Origin of the sequence: Sphaerisporangium siamense (assembly GCF_014205275.1) — a bacterium.
Taxonomy (GTDB): Bacteria; Actinomycetota; Actinomycetes; order Streptosporangiales; family Streptosporangiaceae; genus Sphaerisporangium; species Sphaerisporangium siamense.
In genome coordinates this window covers 6,038,385-6,055,746 of sequence record NZ_JACHND010000001.1, presented here as the reverse complement: position 1 = coordinate 6,055,746, position 17,362 = coordinate 6,038,385, and the positions used below count along the sequence as shown (strand labels likewise).

The following is a 17,362-nucleotide window of genomic DNA, read 5'->3' as shown; positions in this document are numbered from 1 at the left end:
CGTCGGTGCTGGGGGACGGGACGGCGTGCGCGGGTCCCCGTCGTGGGCGTGCCGGTCACGCCGCGCGGAACTCCGCGCGCCAGTACCGCACCGGAGGGTCGCCGCCGGGCGCCCCGGGCACCAGGTCCACGCGCACCGCCGTCAGCGCGTGCGCCTCGAAGGAGCCGACCTCGGCGCGGGTGAGCGGCCAGGGCATGTGGCCGGGCGGGTCGTGCTCCTCACGGGCGCGGGCCACGACCAGCAGGGTGCCGCCCGGCGCGACCAGGCCGGCCAGGGACGCCACGGCGTGCTCGCGCAGCGGCCCGCGCAGCACCTGCAGCGTGTACGCCTCGGCCACCAGGTCGAAGGCGCCCCGCCACGCGGCGGGCGGGTCCAGCAGGTCGGCGGTGGCGTAGCGCACGGAGCCGCCGGGGAAGCGGCGGCGGGCGGCCGCGACGGCCGTCGGGGCGATGTCGAAGGCGGTCACCGTGAAGCCGAGCCCCGCCAGGTACTCGGCGTCGTCGCCGAGCCCGCAGCCGGGGACCAGCGCCGTACGGCCCTCGCCGCTCGCGCCCGTGGCCTCGGCCCAGCCCACGAGCAGGGAGTTCGGCACGCGGTGCGCCCAGGGGACCACGCCTTCGCCGCGTTCGGCCGAGGCGTACAGCGGCTCGAACCAGCCGAGCGGGTCGCCGCGTTCCTGGTAGCGTGCCGCGAGCTCGCGCGCCTCACCGGGATTGCTGGACATCCTCCCCCTTCCTCCGCTTTCGCGGGGTGACTGGGGAGTCATCCTGCCATCGCCGCCCCAGGCCGCGCACCTGCTCTCCCGTGGGACGAACGAGCCCCCGGGCGCGGTTCCCGGCCGCGCTAACCCAGGCCCCACGCCTCGGCGAGCAGCCGCAAGGAGCGCACCCGGTCGGCGTGGTCGTAGGCGATGGTCGTGACGAGCAACTCGTCGGCCCCGGTGACGTCCCTGAGGACCCGCAGCCGTTCCACCACCGTCTCCGGCGACCCGGCGAACCGCGTGTCCAGCCGGTCGGCCACCAGCAGGCGGTCCTCTTCGCTCAGCGGGTCCGCCGCGGCCTCCTCGGGCGAGGGGTACGGCATCGCGCCCCGGCCCGAGCGGATCGACCGCACCCAGTGGCCGAACGGCGCGCCCACCTCGCGGGCCGTCCCGTCGTCGGGGGCCACCAGCACGTCCGCCGACACCAGCACGTACGGCGCGGCGAGCGTCGCCGAGGGCTTGAACGCCGCGCGGTAGGCGTCCACCGCCTCCAGAACGCTGGACGGGCTGACGTGGTAGTTCGCCGCGAACGGCAGCCCGCGCTCGCCCGCGACCCGCGCGCTCTGGCCGCCGCTGCTGCCGAGCACCCACACCGCCAGCTCGGCACCCTCGCCGGGGACGGCGTGCGCGTCGATGCCGTCGGCCGACACGTAGGTGCCGTCCAGCAGGGCGAGGATCTCGTCCACCTGCGCGGCGAAGTCCGGCGTCTCGGCCCCCGGCTGCCGCAGCAGCGAGGCGTACAGCCGGAACCGGGGCAGCCGGGCCAGCGCGGCGAACGAGTACGACGGCGGGATCAGCAGGCCGTCCACGAGGTGGCCGCCCTTGCCGTCGGGGACGGACCCGCGCGGCGGCTCCGGCGCGGGCGGCACGGGCGGCGCGGCCGGGGGCGCGGCGCCGGAGGTAAGCACCTCGGCGTGCTTCTGCCCCGACCGGCCGAGCCCGAGGTCGATCCTGCCGGGGTGCAGCGCGTCGATCGTGCCGAACTGCTCCACCACCGTGGCCGGGGTCTGGTGGCCGAGCTGCACCGCGCCCGAGCCCACCCGGATGCGGCCGGTCGCCGCCGCCACCAGGGCGATCAGCACGGCCGGCGCCGAGCTCGCCACCCCGGCGGCGAAGTGGTGCTCGGCCAGCCAGTACCGGTGGTACCCGAACTCCTCGGCCCGGCGCCCCAGGTCGATGGTCTCGCGCAGCGCGTCGCCCACGGTGCCGCCGGACCGGACCGGCGCCAGGTCGAGGACCGACAGAGGGACAGGGGGCCGCGGGGCGCCGCCCGCGTTCGTCGTGGTGGCCATCTCTGCCTTTCGACGGGGGACCGGTCAGGCCGTGACGGCCGGTCCCGGGAAGGGCCTGCTGGGGATGTCCCTGCGCAGCACCGGGGCGATCTCGCTCTGGAACAGCTCCAGCGCGGCCCTGTGCTGTTTGTCGGTGAGGCCGTCGGCGTCGGCGGCGATGTGCATGACCTCGTGGCCGAACCGCTCGTGGTAGCGGTGCACCTTGTCGACGATCTGCCGCGGGCTGCCCACCAGGATCGAGCCGCGCTCGATGGCGTCCTCCAGCGTCGGGAACACCGGGTCGAGCCCGGCCTTCCTGAACAGCGCCAGCCGCGCCTCGTAGATCGGCCGGTAGGTCTCGACGGCCTCCTGGGAGGTCCTGGCCGCGTAGTAGCCCGCCGACCCCGCGCCCACCACCGCGTCCGCCGGGTCGTGGCCGTGGAACGCCCAGCGCTCGCGGTAGTGGTCGATCAGCTCGGCGTAGGGCTCGACGGGGTTGGTCACGTTGGCCGAGAACAGCGGGTCGCCCCACTTGGCGGCGAGCTCCACCGAGTCCTTGCTCGTCGCGCTGCCGTGCCACACGCGGATCGGCCGCTGCAGCGGGCGCGGCAGCGCCTCGGCCTCGCGCAGCCCGGGGCGGAACCGGCCCGTCCAGGTCACCGAGTCCTCGCGCCACAGCCGCCGGAACAGCTCATACCCCTCGCGGTTGCGCTCCCACTGGTCCTCGGCGGTGACGTGGAACAGCTTGGCCTGCGCCGCGCCGTTCCCCTTGCCGATGATCAGCTCAAGGCGCCCGCCCGACAGGTGGTCCAGCGTGGAGTAGTCCTCGAAGGCCCGGACCGGGTCCAGCAGGCTCAGCGTCGTCACCGCGGTGAACAGCCGGATCCTGGAGGTCTTGGCCGCGATGTGCGACAGCACCACCGGCGGGGAGGAGGAGATGAACGGACGCTCGTGCCGCTCGCCCACCCCGAAGCCGTCGAAGCCCAGCTCCTCGGCCAGGACGGCGTTGTCCACCACCTCGCGCAGCCGCGCGGTGGTCGTCTTGACCTCGCCGGTGAGGGGGTGGGGCCCGTGGACGATCAGCGTGATGGCGATGAATCTCATGCGGGCTCCCGTCGCGTGCTCGGATGGTCGGGTCTCGGACCGTCCCGCCGCGCGGCGGCCCGCGGGCGGGTCACCCCCGCGCCGCGGCGTAGCGGTTGGCCGGGTGCGGGAGCCCGAGCAGCTCCCGCAGCGTCGCCGCCTCGTACGCGCCGCGGAACGCGCCCGCCGCCTGGAGCGCGGGCACCACGCCGCGGGTGACGGCGGCCAGGTCGGACGGCAGCACGCCCGGGCGCAGCCGGAAGCCGTCCAGGCCCGCCTCGCGCCAGTCGAGCAGCAGGCCGGCCAGGCCCTCGGGGGTGCCGGTGAAGACGGTCACGTCCGGGACGTGCTCGGCGCCGTCCAGCTCGTCCAGCCGCGCCTTGCGGCCGGCCGCCGCCGTCGCGCCGGTCTCCAGGTGGACCTCCAGGTCGGCGAAGATCCGCAGCGGGCCCTCGGCCCTGCCGCCCTCGGCGGCCCGGACCTGGGCGACGATGGACCGGGCGTCGTCCTTGTCGCGCGGGGTGACGAAGACGACGTCGGCGGCGCGGGCGGCGAACCCGTAGGGGACGGGGCCGTGGGCGAGCGCCGCGACGATCGGCCGGCCCTGCGGCGGCCTGGGCGTGATCGACGGTCCCCTGACGCCGAACCAGCGGCCCTGGAAGTCGATGGAGTGGAGCTTGTCGCGGTCGACGTAGCGGCCGGTGGGGACGTCGCGGATCACCGCGTCGTCCTCCCAGCTGTCCCACAGGCGGCGGGCGACCTCCACGGCGTCCTCGGCCTCGGCGAACAGGCCGGCGACGTGCCCGGCGAGCGCGGGGTCGTCGTAGCCGTCCGCCGTGAGCACCGGGAACGTCCTGCGCCCGAAGTGGCCGGCCTCGGCGTGCCGCGGCGAGATCTGGGCGCGCCACCCGGCCCGGCCGTGGCTGACGTGGTCGACGGTGGCGATGCCGATCGCGACGTGGAACGGCTCGGTGTGGGTGACGGTCGCGGTGGGCACCAGCCCGATCCGCGAGGTGGCCGGGGCGAGCCGCGCGGCGAGCAGCACGGCGTCCAGCCTGCCGCGCACCTGGTCGGTGCGGCCGTCGGCCTCCTCGTGGCGGGAGGACTGCAGTCCCAGGGAGTCCTCGATCGTCACGAAGTCCAGCAGGCCGCGCTCGGCCTCGGCGGCGAGGGCGGTCCAGTAGCCGGCGGAGAACAGCTCGCGGGGGCGGGCGTCGTGGTGGCGCCACGCCGCCGGATGCCATCCGGCGCCTTCGAGAGCCACGCTGAGGTGGAGGGGAACGGGCGGCATGCGGGGGCCTTCCTCAGAGTGCTGGTTCCTCGGGTTCCTCGGTTCCTGCGTCCCTTGGGTTCCACGGGTCGCCGGGCGGGGCCGGGGGTTCGCCGCCGATCACGTGACCCGGATCCGACCATAACTCCGCGCCATGAATTATGCAATTCCTACCGGATGAGTGCTAAATGCGGGGCCCTCATCGCGGGGGCGCGGAAAATCGCCCGGCCCGCGGGCCATCCGGAGCCCGCCATGGCGCGAAACAGCCATGTCCGCACCGCACACGTCACGCGCGTCCGCACGCGTACGATCCGACGGTTGGGAGAGCGCATGAGGCCGAGAAGGGCCCTGCCACTCGATGACGGCCGGCACGACGGGCCGGGGCTGGAGCAACTGCTCGCCCGGGTCGCCCGGGGCGACCGCCCGGCCTTCGAGCAGGTCTACGACAGGGTGGCCCCCGCCGTGTACGGGCTGGTCCTGCGCGTGCTGCGCGACCCGGCGCAGGCCGAGGAGGTCGCCCAGGAGGTCCTGGTCGAAGTGTGGCGCGCCGCGGCCCGCTTCGAGGCGTCGCGCGGCTCGGGGATGTCGTGGGTCATGACCATCGCCCACCACCGCGCCGTGGACCGGGTCCGCACCGCGCAGGCGGCCACCGACCGGGAGACCCGCGCGGCGCGGCTGGAGGTGCGGCGCCCCTACGACGCGGTGGTGGAGTCGGTGGAGACCACCCTCGAATGGGAGCGGCTGCGCCGCTGCCTGAACATGCTCACCCAGCTCCAGCGCGAATCGGTCACCTACGCTTATTACGGCGGGTACTCCTACCGTGAGGTCGCCGAGCTGCTGAAGGTGCCGCTGGCCACGGTGAAGACCCGCATGCGCGACGGCCTGATCCGCATGCGCGACTGCCTGGGGGTGGGGCAATGAGCCGCGAACCGCACACGCTGGCCGGCGCGTACGCCATGCACGCCCTCGGCGAGGAGGAGCGGGCCGCCTTCGAGGCGCACCTGCGCGCCTGCGAGGAGTGCGCCGAGGAGGAGCGCGAGCTTCGCGAGACCACCGCCCGCCTCGGCGCGGCGGTCGCCGCCCCGCCCCCCGCCGCGCTGCGGGCCCGGGTGATGTCCGAGATCGGCGTGGTGCGCCAGCTCCCTCCGGCCGTCGCCCCGCGGCCGTCCCGCACGGCGGCGCGGCGCGGGCGGTGGCCGCACGCCGCGACCGCGCTGGCCGCCGCCGCCGTGGCCGTGGCCGCGTCCCTCGGCGTACTCGCCGTCCGGGCCCAGGGCGACCTGGACCGCGCGCGCCAGGAGGAGCGGGCGCTGGCGGCCGAGCTCGGCCGCCAGCGGGAAGACGCGCAGAGGGTCGCCGACGTGCTGGCCGCCCCCGACGCCCGGACGGCCAGGAGCCGCGGCGGCGGGGAGACCACCGCCAAGATCGTCGTCTCGCACGCGCGGCAGGCGATGGTCTTCCTGTGCGACGGCCTCCCCGCGCTGCCCGGCGGCCGCACCTACCAGCTCTGGAGGATCGGCCCGGCCGGCGCGCTGCCCGACGCGACGACCGTCCCCGACGCCGCGGGGCGCACGGTGCCGATCGTGCTCGGCGCTCCCGGCGACGCCACCCAGGTCGGCGTCACCGTCGAGCCCACGGGCGGGTCGCCGCGGCCGACCACCACCCCGGTGCTGCTCATGGACGTCCCCTCCGCCTGAGGGGCCGCCGACCCCGGCTCGCGGCCTTCGGCCGGGCCGGTTCGCCGCGGGCGCGACGCCGGCCGCCGGGTTCGGCGCCGCGCGCATCCTCGGACAGCGAAGGGCCGGGAGGCTAGCGGGCCTTCCCGGCGGCCCGGCGGGCCACGATGGCGTCGTGGCCGGGGACGCGCGTGGACACCGGGTCGCCGGTGAAGTTCCCCACCCAGCCGTCGTCGTCGTGGAAGAACCGGATCGCGGTGAAATCGGGCCGGGCGCCCATGTCGAACCAGTGCGTGGTGTTCTTGGGGACGCTCAGCAGGTCGCCCGCCTCGCAGAGCACGGCGTGCACCCTGCCGCCCACGTGAAGGTAGAAGACGCCGGTGCCGCCGGCGAAGAAGCGCACCTCGTCGTCGTCGTGGGTGTGCTCGGCCAGGAACTTCTCGCGCGCCGCGCGGGCCGGTTCCGGCCAGCCGGGGTCGTCGGAGGGGTGGAGCCGGGCCACGTCCACGAAGGCGTAGCCCTCCTCCGCGACCACGCGCGCCACCTCCTGCCGGTAGGCGGCGAGCACCTCCTCCCGCGTGCCTCCGGAGGTGAGGGCCCCGACGACCTCCCACCGGCGCAGGCGGACGTCGATCTCCTTGAGCGTGGCGGTGATGACGCCGGCGTCCTCGGTCTCCAGCAGCCTCCGCGGCGTCTCCCCGTCGGTGTAGACGGTCAGGTGGGTCATGCTCCGATTGTCCGCCGCCCGTCCCGAAACCACAAACCCCCCACTACCGGCGGGGAAACGGGGTCTCCCCGGAAGGAGACCCCGGTCGCGGGCTCAGAGGGCGACCGCCGCCTTCAGCTCCTCCAGGAGGGTCAGCTCCTCCTCGATGGTGGTGGAGGCCATGTTGGCGAACAGGACGTGGTCCACGCCCGCCCCCTCCAGCCGCTTGACGTCCTCGGCGATCTGGGACGGCGACCCGGCCAGGAACGGCCGCGCGTCCCCGGTGATCGGCTCGCGGGTGATCGGCACGTTCGCCCGGGCCACCACCGTGAGCCCGGACTCCTCGCGGCCCGCCTCCCGCGCGGCGCGCCGGAACGACGCCGCCGCCTCCCGCAGCGACTCCGGCGAGAACGCGAGCGGGTTGAGCCCGTCGGCGATGCGTCCCGCGCGCTCGATGCCCTTGGGCGTCACCGAGCCCAGCAGGATCGGGATGCGCGCCTGCACCGGCTTGGGGTTCACCTCCGAGGGCGCGATCGTGTAGAAGCGGCCCCGGTACTCCACCGGGTCGGGCCCCCAGCACGCCCGTATGGCGGCCACGGCCTCGTCCATGCCCGCGCCCATGCGCTTCACCGGCACGTTGGCCGTCTCGAACTCCTGCGGGACCCACCCCTGGCCGAGCCCGGCGATCACGCGCCCGCCGCTGAACCGGTCCAGCGTGGCGAACCGGCGCGCCAGCACGACCGGCGCGTGGAACAGCGCGTCGATCACGCTGGTGCCGAGCTTGATCCGCTCGGTGATCGCGGCGACGTAGCTCAGCGTCTCCAGCGGCTCGTAGGTGACCCGGTAGATGTCCGGGAGCGTGGCCGCCTCGCCGCCGCCCGGCGGCGTGATCGCGGCCAGTGGCCGCAGCAGCCGCTCGTAGGTCCACAAGGAGTCGTAGCCGAGATCCTCGGCGTGACGGGCGAAACGGGCGATGTCGTCGGGTGACGCGAGTGGCCCCGAGGTCGGGAGCGCTACACCGAGTTCCATGGTCATCCTCGTATGGTGAGAACGGGTACCGGCACGTGCTGTCACATCGGCGGACGCCTCCACGGGGCGCGGCCGTCCGGCGTGCCCCCGTGAAAGATCCCCGTGCAACGGCAGCCGCGCCGGCCGCCCAGGTATTCCGGAAACGCCGGAAAACCATGTGAGGCGCACCCGGGCCGCGGCCACCTCCCCGCCGCGGGCGGCCCGCCGTCCTGCCGGACACCACCCCCCGGAGTGGCATGAACGTTCCGTAAGGAGCAGGATTGATGGCCAGACCAGGACCCGGCGCCCGCCGGCCGGCCGCCGGGGGCGACGGCCGCGCCCCGCGCCGGGCCGATCCGCAACCGCGAGGAGAAAGCATTGACCGCCGCGCCGCACATGGACAACCTCGACCTCGCCACGACCGCCCGCGAGATGGCCGACAGGTCCCCGGCCGGCTCGCTGGACCACGCCGCCGCCACATCGGTGGCGATCACCTGCGCGACCACCCGCGACGTCCGCGAGGCGCGGGCCGCCCTGGACGGCATCACGCCCGCCAGCGTGCGGGAGGCCGCCCTGGAGCTGTTCGGACGCCTGTCCGCCGGCTCGGCCGGGTGACCCCCTCTCAGGCGACGGCCAGCGCGTAGGCCAGCAGCCATTCCACGCACTCGGTGACGTGCCGGGCGCGCACCAGGTCCTCGCCCCAGGCGTACAGGCCGTGCCCGGCGACGAGGAGGGCGGGGACGCGGGGGTCGCGCGCGGCCTCGAAGCGATCGCCCATCTCGCCCATGTCCTGGCCGCTGGGGATCACCGGGAACACGACCTCGTCGCCGCGGGCGGCGCGGCCGATGCCCTTGAGCATCTCGACGTCGCGCACCCGCACCCCGCCCGGCCAGCGGCGGCCCGCGAGGACGGCGCTCAGCGCGTGGACGTGCACGACGGCGCCCGCCCCGGTCACGGCGGCCACCCGCGCGTGCAGGCCCGCCTCCGCCGAGGGCCGCACGGCGTGCACACCCTCCACGGCGACCTGCGCGCCCCCGGCGTCCACGATCGCGACGTCGGACGGCGCCAGGTCGGCCTTGTCCAGGCCGCTCGCGGTCACCGCCAGGCGCAGCGGGTCCCGGCCCACCACCTCCGACAGGTTGCCCGAGGTGCCGCGCATCCAGCCGTAGGAGGCGAGCCGCGCGGACTCGGCGGCCAGCCGCTCCCCGGACGCGAGCACGCGCCCGGGAGTGAGCCTGGCATTCACCGGACCTCCCCGAAGCTCGGCTCCCCAAGGTCCGGCTCCCTGAAGCCCGCCTCCCCGAAGTCCAGCTCGCCGAAGGAGGCGACCACGCGGTGGCGGCCGAAGCCGGCCTCCTCCAACGGCTCGCCCGGGCGGCGCACCCCGGTCGTGCGCCACCCGGCCTCCGCCGCGGCGTCCAGCTCGGCGGGCACGTCCGACAGGAACAGCACCGCGCCGGCGGGCGCCCCGAGCGCCTCGGCGATGCGCCGGTAGGAGGCCGCCTCCCGCTTGGCCCCGGCGTTGACCGTGTCGAAGAACCCGTCGACGAGGCTCGCCAGGTCCCCGGCCCCGGTGTGCCGGAACCACGACTCCTGGGCACGCGCCGAGCCGGAGGAGAACACCGCCAGCCGCGTGCCCGCCGCGTGCCAGGCGCGCAGCGCGGGCGGCACGTCGGGGAAGAAGTGCGCCGTCAGCTCGCCCCCGGCGAACCCGGCGGCCCACACCTGCCCCTGCAGCGTCTTCAGCGGCGTGGCCTTGACGTCGCCGTCCATCCAGCGGCGCAGCACCACGACGACGTCGGCGGTGCCGGCGTCCGCGGCCAGCCCCGCCTCGGCCCGCACCCGGGCGACCGCGTCCCGCACCTCCGGGTCCTCGGGGTGGGCGTCGATCCACGGGCCGAGCCGCGGCCGCGCGTACTCGTACAGCCCCGTGCGCACCGAGCGCGTCGAGCTCGTGGTCCCCTCGATGTCGAGGACGATCCACGCGGGCCTCGTCCCGGTCATCCCCTCACCCCTTTTCTCCCGCTCCCGCGTTCCCGTTCACAGCCCGGTCAGGGTCCGGACGAAGCGGGCGACGAACCCGGCCGCGTCCACCCCGGTCACCACGCGGGCCACGGGCCCGGGAGCCGTGTGCGCCGGGCGCGCCCGCCAGGAGGAGTCTTCCCGCAGGACGGCCACCGGAGCCGTCAGGGCGCCGGTGGTCAGGCCCGGGTCCAGCAGGATCGCCGCCGCCAGCGGGTCGTGCAGCGGCACGTCACGCGCGCCGGACCGGCGTTCCCGAAGGTCGCGGTAGGCGGCCAGGATCGCCGCGGCGAAGCCCGCCACCGGTGTGCCCGCCGCGCGCAGCGCGTCCAGCCCCGCGTCCGGCAGCAGGGCCGTGCCGGTCACGTTCACCCCCACCAGCACCAGCTCGCGGCGCGGCGCCGCCATCACCGCGCGCGCCGCCGCCGGATCGCCGGCCACGTTGGTGTCGGACGCCCGGCGCTCGCGCGGCCCGGAGCCGCCCATCACCACGACCGTGCGAAACCTCGTGAGGACTTCTGGATCGGCGCGCGCGGCGAGCGCGAGGTTGGTCAGCGGGCCGAGCGCCAGCAGGTCCAGCTCGCCCGGCCGTTCCGCGGCCAGCCGGACGAGCAGCGCGGCGGCGCTCTCCCCGGTGACCGCCGGCATGGGCCGCGCCCCCGCGACGACGTCTCCCAGGCCGTCCGCGCCGTGCGCCGTGCGGGAGGCGGGCGGGGCGCCGGGCAGGGGTTCCCGCGCGCCGCGCGCCACGGGCGCCTCCAGGCCGAGCAGCCGGGTGACGTACCCGATGTTGCGCACGGCCTGCGGCTCGGGGCAGTTGCCCGCGACCGAGGTCACCGCCACGACCTCCGCCTCCGGCCGCCCGGCCAGGTAGAGCAGCGCGCAGGCGTCGTCGATCCCCATGTCGGTGTCGACGACGACGCGGCGCGGGCCGCTCACGGCGCGCCGAGCCCACCAGGGGCGGGGCCGGCCGCGAAGTGGTCGGACACCCGGGCCGGCTCGAACGCGCCGCGCTCGGTCACGATGCGGGTCACCAGGTGGGGCGGGGTGGCGTCGAAGGCCGGGTAGTAGCCGCGCGTGCCCTCGGCGGCGCTGCGGGCGCCGAGCACGTGCAGCACCTCCTCGCCGTCGCGGTGCTCGATCTCCACGTCCGCGATGCCGGGGGAGAGAGGGTCGGGGGCGTGGGAGAGCACGTAGAACGGCGCGCCGAACGCCTGGGCGGCCAGCGCGACGGCCAGCGTGCCGACCTTGTTGACGACGTGGCCGTCCATGGTCACCCGGTCGGAGGCGGTGAGCGCGACGTCGGCGAGCCCGTCGGCCAGGGCGGACGGGACCATGCCGTCGGTGATCACCGTCGGCCGGTAGCCCATCTCGACCAGGGTGGCGGCGGTCAGCCGGGCCCCCTGCAGGTAGGGGCGGGTCTCGGTGCACACGAACTCCAGCCGCTTGCCCGACTCCTGGGCGGCCTGGACGGCTCCCACCAGGTAGGCGTCGCCCCAGCAGTGGGTCAGCACCCGCGCGCCGTCCGGGAGCAGCGCGGCGGCGTGCCGGCCGAGTGCCCGGGCGCCCGCGCGGTAGGCGGCGTCGTGCCCGGCAGCCGCCTTGGCCACCGCGGGCGCCAGCTCCTCGCCGGGCGCCCCGGCGAGCGGGCCGTCCACGGTGGCCGCCAGGATCGCGTGGACCGCGTCGCGGATGTGGTTGTTGGTCGGGCGGGTGGCGATGAGCCGCCGCCCGGCGGCGCGCAGCCGCTCCTCGGCGGCCTCGGGGCCGTACCCGGCGATCTCGCGGGCGGCCAGCGTCATGCCGGCGGTGGTGGCGAACAGCGGGCCCGAGCTCTGGGTGACCATGCGCTCGATGGCCACGGCGACGTCCTCCAGGGTCGCGCAGTGCACCCATTCGCGCGCGAACGGGTAGACGCGGCGGTCCAGGATGTCCACGCCGTCGCCGGTGATCCGTACAGAGTCCGCCAGTGCCGGCGTGCTGACGCCCACCCGGCCACCCCCTCCGTCTCGGCCGCGCCCTCCCGGGCGGCGGCGCCGGTGCCGGGGCCCGTCGTCCCCGGCGCGCCACAAGAATCATCGCAAACCCTCGCGAGAAGACCATGGCCCGGCGAACCTCTTCACGTGCTTCCGGATGTCTGGCCCGGCGCGTGCGCGGGGGCCGGCGAGCGCGTGCGGCGACCCCGGAACACCGGGCGCGGACATCTCAGCCACGATGGCCACGCCCCGATTCCAACGCCGCGTCATTCTGTCCCGCGCGCGGGTACTCCTGTTCACTGCCTCACGCGGCCCGTCGTCCCAAACCATTTCCAAGGCCCCGCGTCGTCCTGACCGGCGCGCAGGCTCTCCTGTTCACCGCCTGACATCCGTCGTCCAACACCTCTTCCAACGGACCCGTGTCGTCCTGACCCGTGCGCTGCTGCTCATGGCCGCCGCTCCGACGATCCGCCGCCGATCAACACTTCGCGATCGGCATGAGTCCACGGCAAGCTGTAGGTCATCCACCACGAGGCCGCCTTCGAGGCCCCCGCCGCCCGGGCAGCCGTCACGCACGGGATTGTGCCGGTCACGTTGCGGGCGGAAGGCCCCGAGCGGGCGCTGTTTGTGAGAGTGTTCTGATACGGCGGGTATGCGGCGGGTAACGGAGCCCGCCACGAACTGTGCCGGAATGCAGAGCCATTGCCTAGTTTTCCTACCAAATTCATAGGTTGCGTGGGAGACTGGCCGCGTGGAGGAGGCGACATGAGCCAGGAGCGGATCCACCATCCATCGTGGCCGCGCGCCGAGACCCCGCTCACCACGGCGATCATGGCAGGCCGCTGGATCCGCTCGGCCGCCGTCGACGACGAACGCGGCCGGCACTGGGTCGCCAACCCCGACCCCCGCCGCCAGTCCGCGCGCTCCGGCCAGCCCGGCTCCCTGTACGCGGGCGTGGCCGGCATCGTGCTGTTCTTCCTGGAGCTCGCCGCGGCCACCGGGCACGAGGCCTACCTCGACGACGCCGGGCGCGGCGCCCGCTACCTCGCCGCCACCTGGCAGGACGAACCCGATCTCACCCTCTACCACGGCCTCACCGGCATGGTCTTCGCGCTCGCCGAGGCCGGGTGGGCCACCGGGGACGAGAGCCTGTCCGCCGCCGCCAGGTCCGCCGCCGACCGCGTCGTGCGCAGCCTGCGCAGGACCGGCGACGGCGTCGGCTGGACCGGCGACCCCGCCCAGCGCGGCGACGGCGGCATCATCCTCGGCTTACTGCACGCCGCCGGCATCCTCGGCGTCTCGGAGTACGAGCAGGTCGCGGTCGAGGCCGGCGCGAGCGTCGCCGGGCGCGCCGTCCCCGGGCACAAGTTCGGCGAGGACGGCTGCCCCGACCTGCCCGTGGACGCCGTCACCCCCGGCTTCCTGTCCGGCACGGCGGGCACGGCCTTCCTGCTCGCCCGCCTGTACGGCGTGACCGGCGACAAACTCTTCCTGGAGGCCGCCCGCCGCGGCGCCGACTTCGTCCGCACCGTCAGCGTCGTCACCGACCGGCACGTCCTGGTGCCGCACCACGTCCCGCAGGGCCGCGGCCTGCACTACCTCGGGCTGTGCTCCGGCTCGGCCGGGGTCGCCCGCCTGTTCTACGAGCTGCACCGGGTCACCGGCGACGCGGGCGACCTGGACTGGGTGGAACGCCTCGCCGCCGGCATCGTCTGCAGCGGCGTGCCCCGTCGTCAGACCGCCGGCTTCTGGAACGTCGCCTGCCAGTGCTGCGGCGCGGCCGGCCTGCTGGAGCTGTTCGTCGGCCTGTGGGCCGCCACCGGCGAGACCCGCCACCTGGACTTCGCGCGCACGCTCGCCGAGAACCTGATCGGCCGCGCCACGGGCCACGACCAGGCGGGCTACCGCTGGTACCAGGCCTACCGGCGGCTGCGTCCCTGGGAGGTCACCGCCGACACCGGGTACATGATCGGCGCGGCGGGCATCGGCGCGGCCCTGCTCCACCTGGACGCCGCCGGCCGCGCCACCGAGCCCCGCCGCATGATCCTGCTCCCGGACAACCCCTTCCCGGCCATCCCCCTCCCCGCCTCGACCCTTCGCCGCACCTCCTGAACCGGCGCGGGGACGGGGCGCGGAAGGGGACGGCTCCGCCGTCGCGAGCCGTACCGGGGCGCGGGCGGTCAGTCGGAGCCGGTGGCGTCGGGGTCGCCGACGCGGCGGCTGAGCGTTCGCACGGCCTCGGTCAACGAGGCCACCTGCATCTCAAGGGATTGGACCCGGGCCTCCAGGTCCAGTGGGGACGGGGGCTGGTACGCGGCGATCTGCCTCGCCATCGGCGATCGCTCCTTCCGTGATCCGTGCGCGGGCGTGGGGGTGCGCGGGCCTCGGTCCGTCGCGGTCCCGATCCCTTACCTCTGCCCCGGAAGCGGCCGGGCAAGCGCGATCGCTCCCATCAGCCCCGGGCGACTTCGCCGGCGTCCGGGCGGCGGGTCACGGCGGGGCTGACGCCGCGCCGCGCGGGGGAGCGGCCGGACGGCTCGGAACGCGGGGCCGGGTAGGCGATGGTCTCGCTCGCCGGGACGGTGGCCCACATCCGCTCGCCGAGGGACGGCGCCAGCGCGGCGAGAACGCCGGGCGTCAGCTCCGCGACGGCCGCGAACGGGCCGCCGAGGCGGACGCGCACGCGGTCGCCGTGCCGTTCGACCCCCTCGACGCCGCCCTGCCAGAGGTTCCCGGGAGGCCCGGCCGGCCGGGACCGGGACAGGGTGACCGCCGCGGGCGGGAACGCCACGAACACCGGGCCCCGCAGCGCCTCCCGTACGGTGAACGGCCCGGCGCCGCCCACCGCGACCGAGCGGCCCGTGGCGTGGCCCCGGCACAGGTTGAGCCCGGCCAGGCGCGCGGCGTGGTGGGTGCCCGGGCGGCGGGCCACCTCGGCGGGGGTCCCTTCCTGCGCCAGGGCGCCGTCCTCGATCACCAGCAGCCGGTCGGCCGCGACCAGGACGTCCAGCGGGTCGCCCGTCGCCATCAGGCAGGCTCCGGCGAAGTCCGCCAGATGGTCGTGCAGCAGGGTCCGCACGGCGTCCGCCTCGGCGGTGTCCAGCCCGGCGAGCGGCTCGTCCAGCAGCAGCAGCCGAGGCCGGACGGCCAGCGCGCGGGCCAGCGCCACCGCCCGCGCCTGCCCCGGGGACAGCTCGCGCGGCAGGGACCGCGCGTGGCCGGCGAGGTCCATCCGGTCCAGCCACGCCGCGGCGGCGCGCCGCGCCTGCTCTTTGGAGTCGCCCTGGCAGCGCGGCCCGAAGGCGACGTTGTCCAGGACGGTCAGCCGCGGGAACAGCGACGGGTCGCGCCCGGCCATGGCCACGGACCTGCGCCCGGGCGGCCTCGCGTGCACGGCGGCCCCGTCCACCAGGACGTATCCGCCGCCCGCGGGGGCGAGACCCGCGAGCACCCGCAGCACCGTCGTCTTGCCCGCCCCCTCAGGACCGAGCAGCCCCACCACCTCCCCGGCGGCCAGGACCACCGTGAGGTCCAGCCGCGACCGCGGCCACTCGCCCACCAGCCGCGCCTCGATCACGGGGCGGTCGTCCAGTGGCGGCGGAGGCAGGCGAGGGTGGCCGCCGAGGCGGTGAGAAGGGCCAGGCTGAAGGTCAGGGCGGCGGGCGGGTCGGCGTGCAGGACGCGCGCGACCTCCGGTGGCATGACCCGCGCGCCCCACAGCGCGTTGCCCTCCAGGGCCGCCGCCGCGCCGTACTCGCCGAGGGCCCGCGCCCAGCACAGCACGGCGCCCACCGCGATGCCCGGAGCCGCCGCGGGCAGCGTCACCCGCCGGAACACCGTCCAGCGGGACCCACCGAGCATGGCCGCCGCCTCCTCCAGCCCGGGGTCGGCGGCCCTGAGCGCCCGCTCCACACCGGCGACCAGGAACGGCAACCCGGTGAACGCCGCCGCCGCCACCAGCGCCCCCGTGCCGGGACCCGTTGCCTGCGGCCCGCCCGTGCCCCCCATGGCGAGCGGCACGGCGACCACGGCGACGGCGGGCGGGATGACGATCGGCACGGCGACCAGGGCGCGCAGGGCCCGCTCGCCCCGCACGGCGGCGCGGGCGAGCGTCCACGCGAGCGGGACGCCGAGCGGCAGGCACACCAGCGTGGCCAGCAGCGCGGTGACCAGCGCCGACCGCAGCGCCGTGAGCACGCCGGGCTCGGCCAGCGACGGCCACGGGGCCTGGGAGAGCAGCGCGGCGAGCGGCAGCGCGAGGAACGTCAGCGCCAGGGCCGCGGGCAGCAGCGGCACGGCCGATCCGCCCGCGCGTCCCCCGGCGGACCGGTCGGCGGGCCTGCGCCGCCTGCCCCGCAGGACCGCCATCGCGGCGAAGGTGCTCGATGCCTTCATGACGGCTTTCCTCCCCGTCATCCGATTCGGCCACGCCGATCCGGTCGACACGCGGTCGCGTTCCGGACCCTGCGGGGCGGCTTCTCGCTCGTCCGGGAGCTGCCGAATCTTCGCGATTCCCGCGATCGTCCGCCTCACGCTGTCACGCCCGGGCGTCGTCGCCTCATGACGGCGCGGCCGTTGACGTGGGGGAATTTGAAGGGAAGTTTACTTTTGCGGCTTTCGTGTAGAGAGGGGGCGACTCGAAAGGAGCCGCCATGAACTCCGTGGCCTCAGCGGGGAACCAGGCGCGGGGAACCGCGCGGCAGGTGACGAACACCCGGACATTCGACCGGCTGGCACGTTTCGGGATGGCGTGCCGGGGCGCCCTGTACGCGCTGATCGGCATCCTGGCACTGCAGATCGCCTTCGGCGGCGGGGGAGAGGAGGCGGACAAGACCGGGGCCGTGCGGACCGTGGCGGAGCAGCCGTTCGGCACCGCTCTGCTGTGGCTGATGGCCGTGGGCTTCGTCGCGCTCGCCCTCTGGCAGCTCTCGGAGGCGGTGATGGGCACCGCCCTCGACGCCAAGGACCGGGTCGAGGCCGCGAGCCGTACCGTGGTGTACGCCCTGGTGGTCGGCAGCATCCTGAGCTTGCTGCTGCGCGGCTCCGCCGGACGGTCCACCGACGAGCAGTCCAAGGACCTCACGGCGACCGTCATGGAATGGCCGGGCGGCCGGCTCATCGTCGGGGCGATCGGCCTCGGCATCATGGCGCTCGGCGCCTACTGGATCTACCAGGGCGTCAAGAAGAAGTTCCTGGAGCACCTGCGCACCGGCGAGATGTCCCCGCGGACGCGGAACATCGTGGAGAAGCTCGGCATGGTGGGCTACTGCGCCCGCGGCGTGATCGCCCTCGCCGCCGGTGTCTTCTTCATCCGCGCCGCGATCGTCTACGACCCCGACAAGGCCAAGGGCATCGACGCCACCCTGCGGTCGTTCGCCGACACGCCGCTCGGCCCGTGGCTGCTGGCCGTGGTCGCCCTCGGCGTGGTGCTGTTCGCCGCCTACTGCTTCTGCGAGGCCCGCTGGCGCCGCACCTGACCCGGCCCGGCCCAGAAGGGCGCGGTCCGGCGTATGACGGCGAGCGGCCCGCGAGGATGGCGTTCCTCGCGGGCCGCTCGCTTTGACGTCGCCGCCGGGCGCCGCGCCGGCCG

Annotated in this window: 18 protein-coding genes; 5 read left to right on the top strand and 13 right to left on the bottom strand. The window is 75.7% G+C overall.

Annotated elements, in window-relative coordinates:
* Positions 1–55: 55 nt before the first annotated feature.
* The 4 genes from BJ982_RS27880 to BJ982_RS27865 all read right to left on the bottom strand — a co-directional run bounded on the left by BJ982_RS27880 (position 56) and on the right by BJ982_RS27865 (position 4,405).
* Complete coding sequence (locus BJ982_RS27880; protein ID WP_184884893.1) at positions 56–724, bottom strand: class I SAM-dependent methyltransferase; 669 nt, start codon at positions 722–724, stop codon at positions 56–58.
* 119 nt (positions 725–843) lie between these two features.
* Positions 844–2,052, bottom strand: a complete 1,209-nt coding sequence (locus tag BJ982_RS27875; protein WP_184884891.1) for an LLM class flavin-dependent oxidoreductase — start codon at positions 2,050–2,052, stop codon at positions 844–846.
* 24 nt (positions 2,053–2,076) lie between these two features.
* Complete coding sequence (locus tag BJ982_RS27870) at positions 2,077–3,135, bottom strand: LLM class flavin-dependent oxidoreductase (RefSeq protein ID WP_184884889.1); 1,059 nt, start codon at positions 3,133–3,135, stop codon at positions 2,077–2,079.
* A 70-nt stretch (positions 3,136–3,205) separates the two neighbouring features.
* The gene (locus BJ982_RS27865; RefSeq protein ID WP_184884887.1) at positions 3,206–4,405 is read right to left on the bottom strand and encodes an LLM class flavin-dependent oxidoreductase; all 1,200 of its coding nucleotides are present in this window, start codon (positions 4,403–4,405) and stop codon (positions 3,206–3,208) included.
* Between the two features lie 309 nt (positions 4,406–4,714).
* Between BJ982_RS27865 and sigK the strand changes: the two genes are divergently transcribed.
* Positions 4,715–5,305 (top strand): ECF RNA polymerase sigma factor SigK, encoded by a 591-nt coding sequence (gene sigK / locus BJ982_RS27860; RefSeq protein ID WP_184884885.1) that lies wholly within the window; start codon positions 4,715–4,717, stop codon positions 5,303–5,305.
* Positions 5,302–6,081: an anti-sigma factor gene (locus BJ982_RS27855; RefSeq protein WP_184884884.1), complete on the top strand. Its 780-nt coding sequence runs from the start codon at positions 5,302–5,304 to the stop codon at positions 6,079–6,081. The genes sigK and BJ982_RS27855 overlap by 4 nt, the downstream gene beginning before the upstream one ends.
* 112 nt (positions 6,082–6,193) lie before the next feature.
* Here BJ982_RS27855 and BJ982_RS27850 read toward each other — a convergent pair whose 3' ends face one another.
* Together BJ982_RS27850 and BJ982_RS27845 are read right to left on the bottom strand one after the other, a co-directional pair.
* A complete protein-coding gene (locus tag BJ982_RS27850) occupies positions 6,194–6,787 on the bottom strand; it encodes a 1,2-dihydroxy-3-keto-5-methylthiopentene dioxygenase (protein WP_184884882.1) in 594 nt (197 codons plus the stop codon).
* Positions 6,788–6,880: 93 nt separating this feature from the next.
* On the bottom strand, positions 6,881–7,795 hold the full coding sequence (locus tag BJ982_RS27845) for a TIGR03619 family F420-dependent LLM class oxidoreductase (RefSeq protein WP_184884880.1): 915 nt from the start codon (positions 7,793–7,795) through the stop codon (positions 6,881–6,883).
* A 357-nt stretch (positions 7,796–8,152) separates the two neighbouring features.
* On the opposite strand from BJ982_RS27845, the gene BJ982_RS27840 reads away from it, so the two are divergent.
* Positions 8,153–8,389, top strand: a complete 237-nt coding sequence (locus BJ982_RS27840; protein ID WP_184884878.1) for a hypothetical protein — start codon at positions 8,153–8,155, stop codon at positions 8,387–8,389.
* A 7-nt stretch (positions 8,390–8,396) separates the two neighbouring features.
* Here BJ982_RS27840 and mtnB read toward each other — a convergent pair whose 3' ends face one another.
* The 4 genes from mtnB to BJ982_RS27820 are packed head-to-tail and all read right to left on the bottom strand — an operon-like array spanning position 8,397 to position 11,787.
* Positions 8,397–9,020, bottom strand: coding sequence for a methylthioribulose 1-phosphate dehydratase (mtnB, locus tag BJ982_RS27835; protein ID WP_184884876.1), 624 nt, complete (start codon positions 9,018–9,020; stop codon positions 8,397–8,399).
* Positions 9,017–9,778 (bottom strand): acireductone synthase, encoded by a 762-nt coding sequence (gene mtnC / locus BJ982_RS27830; RefSeq protein WP_184884874.1) that lies wholly within the window; start codon positions 9,776–9,778, stop codon positions 9,017–9,019. The genes mtnB and mtnC overlap by 4 nt, the downstream gene beginning before the upstream one ends.
* A 36-nt stretch (positions 9,779–9,814) precedes the next feature.
* Positions 9,815–10,735, bottom strand: a complete 921-nt coding sequence (locus BJ982_RS27825; protein ID WP_184884872.1) for a nucleoside hydrolase — start codon at positions 10,733–10,735, stop codon at positions 9,815–9,817.
* Positions 10,732–11,787 (bottom strand): translation initiation factor eIF-2B alpha/beta/delta subunit family protein, encoded by a 1,056-nt coding sequence (locus BJ982_RS27820; protein ID WP_184884870.1) that lies wholly within the window; start codon positions 11,785–11,787, stop codon positions 10,732–10,734. Before BJ982_RS27820 ends, BJ982_RS27825 begins: the two co-directional genes overlap by 4 nt.
* A gap of 750 nt (positions 11,788–12,537) precedes the next feature.
* Here BJ982_RS27820 and BJ982_RS27815 point away from each other — a divergent pair.
* Positions 12,538–13,884: a lanthionine synthetase LanC family protein gene (locus tag BJ982_RS27815; protein WP_184884868.1), complete on the top strand. Its 1,347-nt coding sequence runs from the start codon at positions 12,538–12,540 to the stop codon at positions 13,882–13,884.
* 68 nt (positions 13,885–13,952) lie between these two features.
* On the opposite strand, the gene BJ982_RS27810 is transcribed toward BJ982_RS27815, so the two are convergent.
* From BJ982_RS27810 to BJ982_RS27800, 3 genes are all read right to left on the bottom strand, one after another.
* Positions 13,953–14,105 carry a hypothetical protein gene (locus BJ982_RS27810; protein WP_184884866.1) on the bottom strand — a complete coding sequence of 51 codons (153 nt, stop codon included), beginning with the start codon at positions 14,103–14,105 and terminating at the stop codon, positions 13,953–13,955.
* Positions 14,106–14,224: 119 nt separating this feature from the next.
* Positions 14,225–15,349 (bottom strand): ABC transporter ATP-binding protein, encoded by a 1,125-nt coding sequence (locus BJ982_RS27805; RefSeq protein ID WP_203958837.1) that lies wholly within the window; start codon positions 15,347–15,349, stop codon positions 14,225–14,227.
* A complete protein-coding gene (locus BJ982_RS27800) occupies positions 15,346–16,167 on the bottom strand; it encodes an ABC transporter permease subunit (RefSeq protein WP_239122671.1) in 822 nt (273 codons plus the stop codon). Before BJ982_RS27800 ends, BJ982_RS27805 begins: the two co-directional genes overlap by 4 nt.
* Before the next feature lie 257 nt (positions 16,168–16,424).
* Between BJ982_RS27800 and BJ982_RS27795 the strand changes: the two genes are divergently transcribed.
* Positions 16,425–17,249: a DUF1206 domain-containing protein gene (locus BJ982_RS27795; protein ID WP_184884864.1), complete on the top strand. Its 825-nt coding sequence runs from the start codon at positions 16,425–16,427 to the stop codon at positions 17,247–17,249.
* The last annotated feature ends 113 nt before the right edge of the window (positions 17,250–17,362 follow it).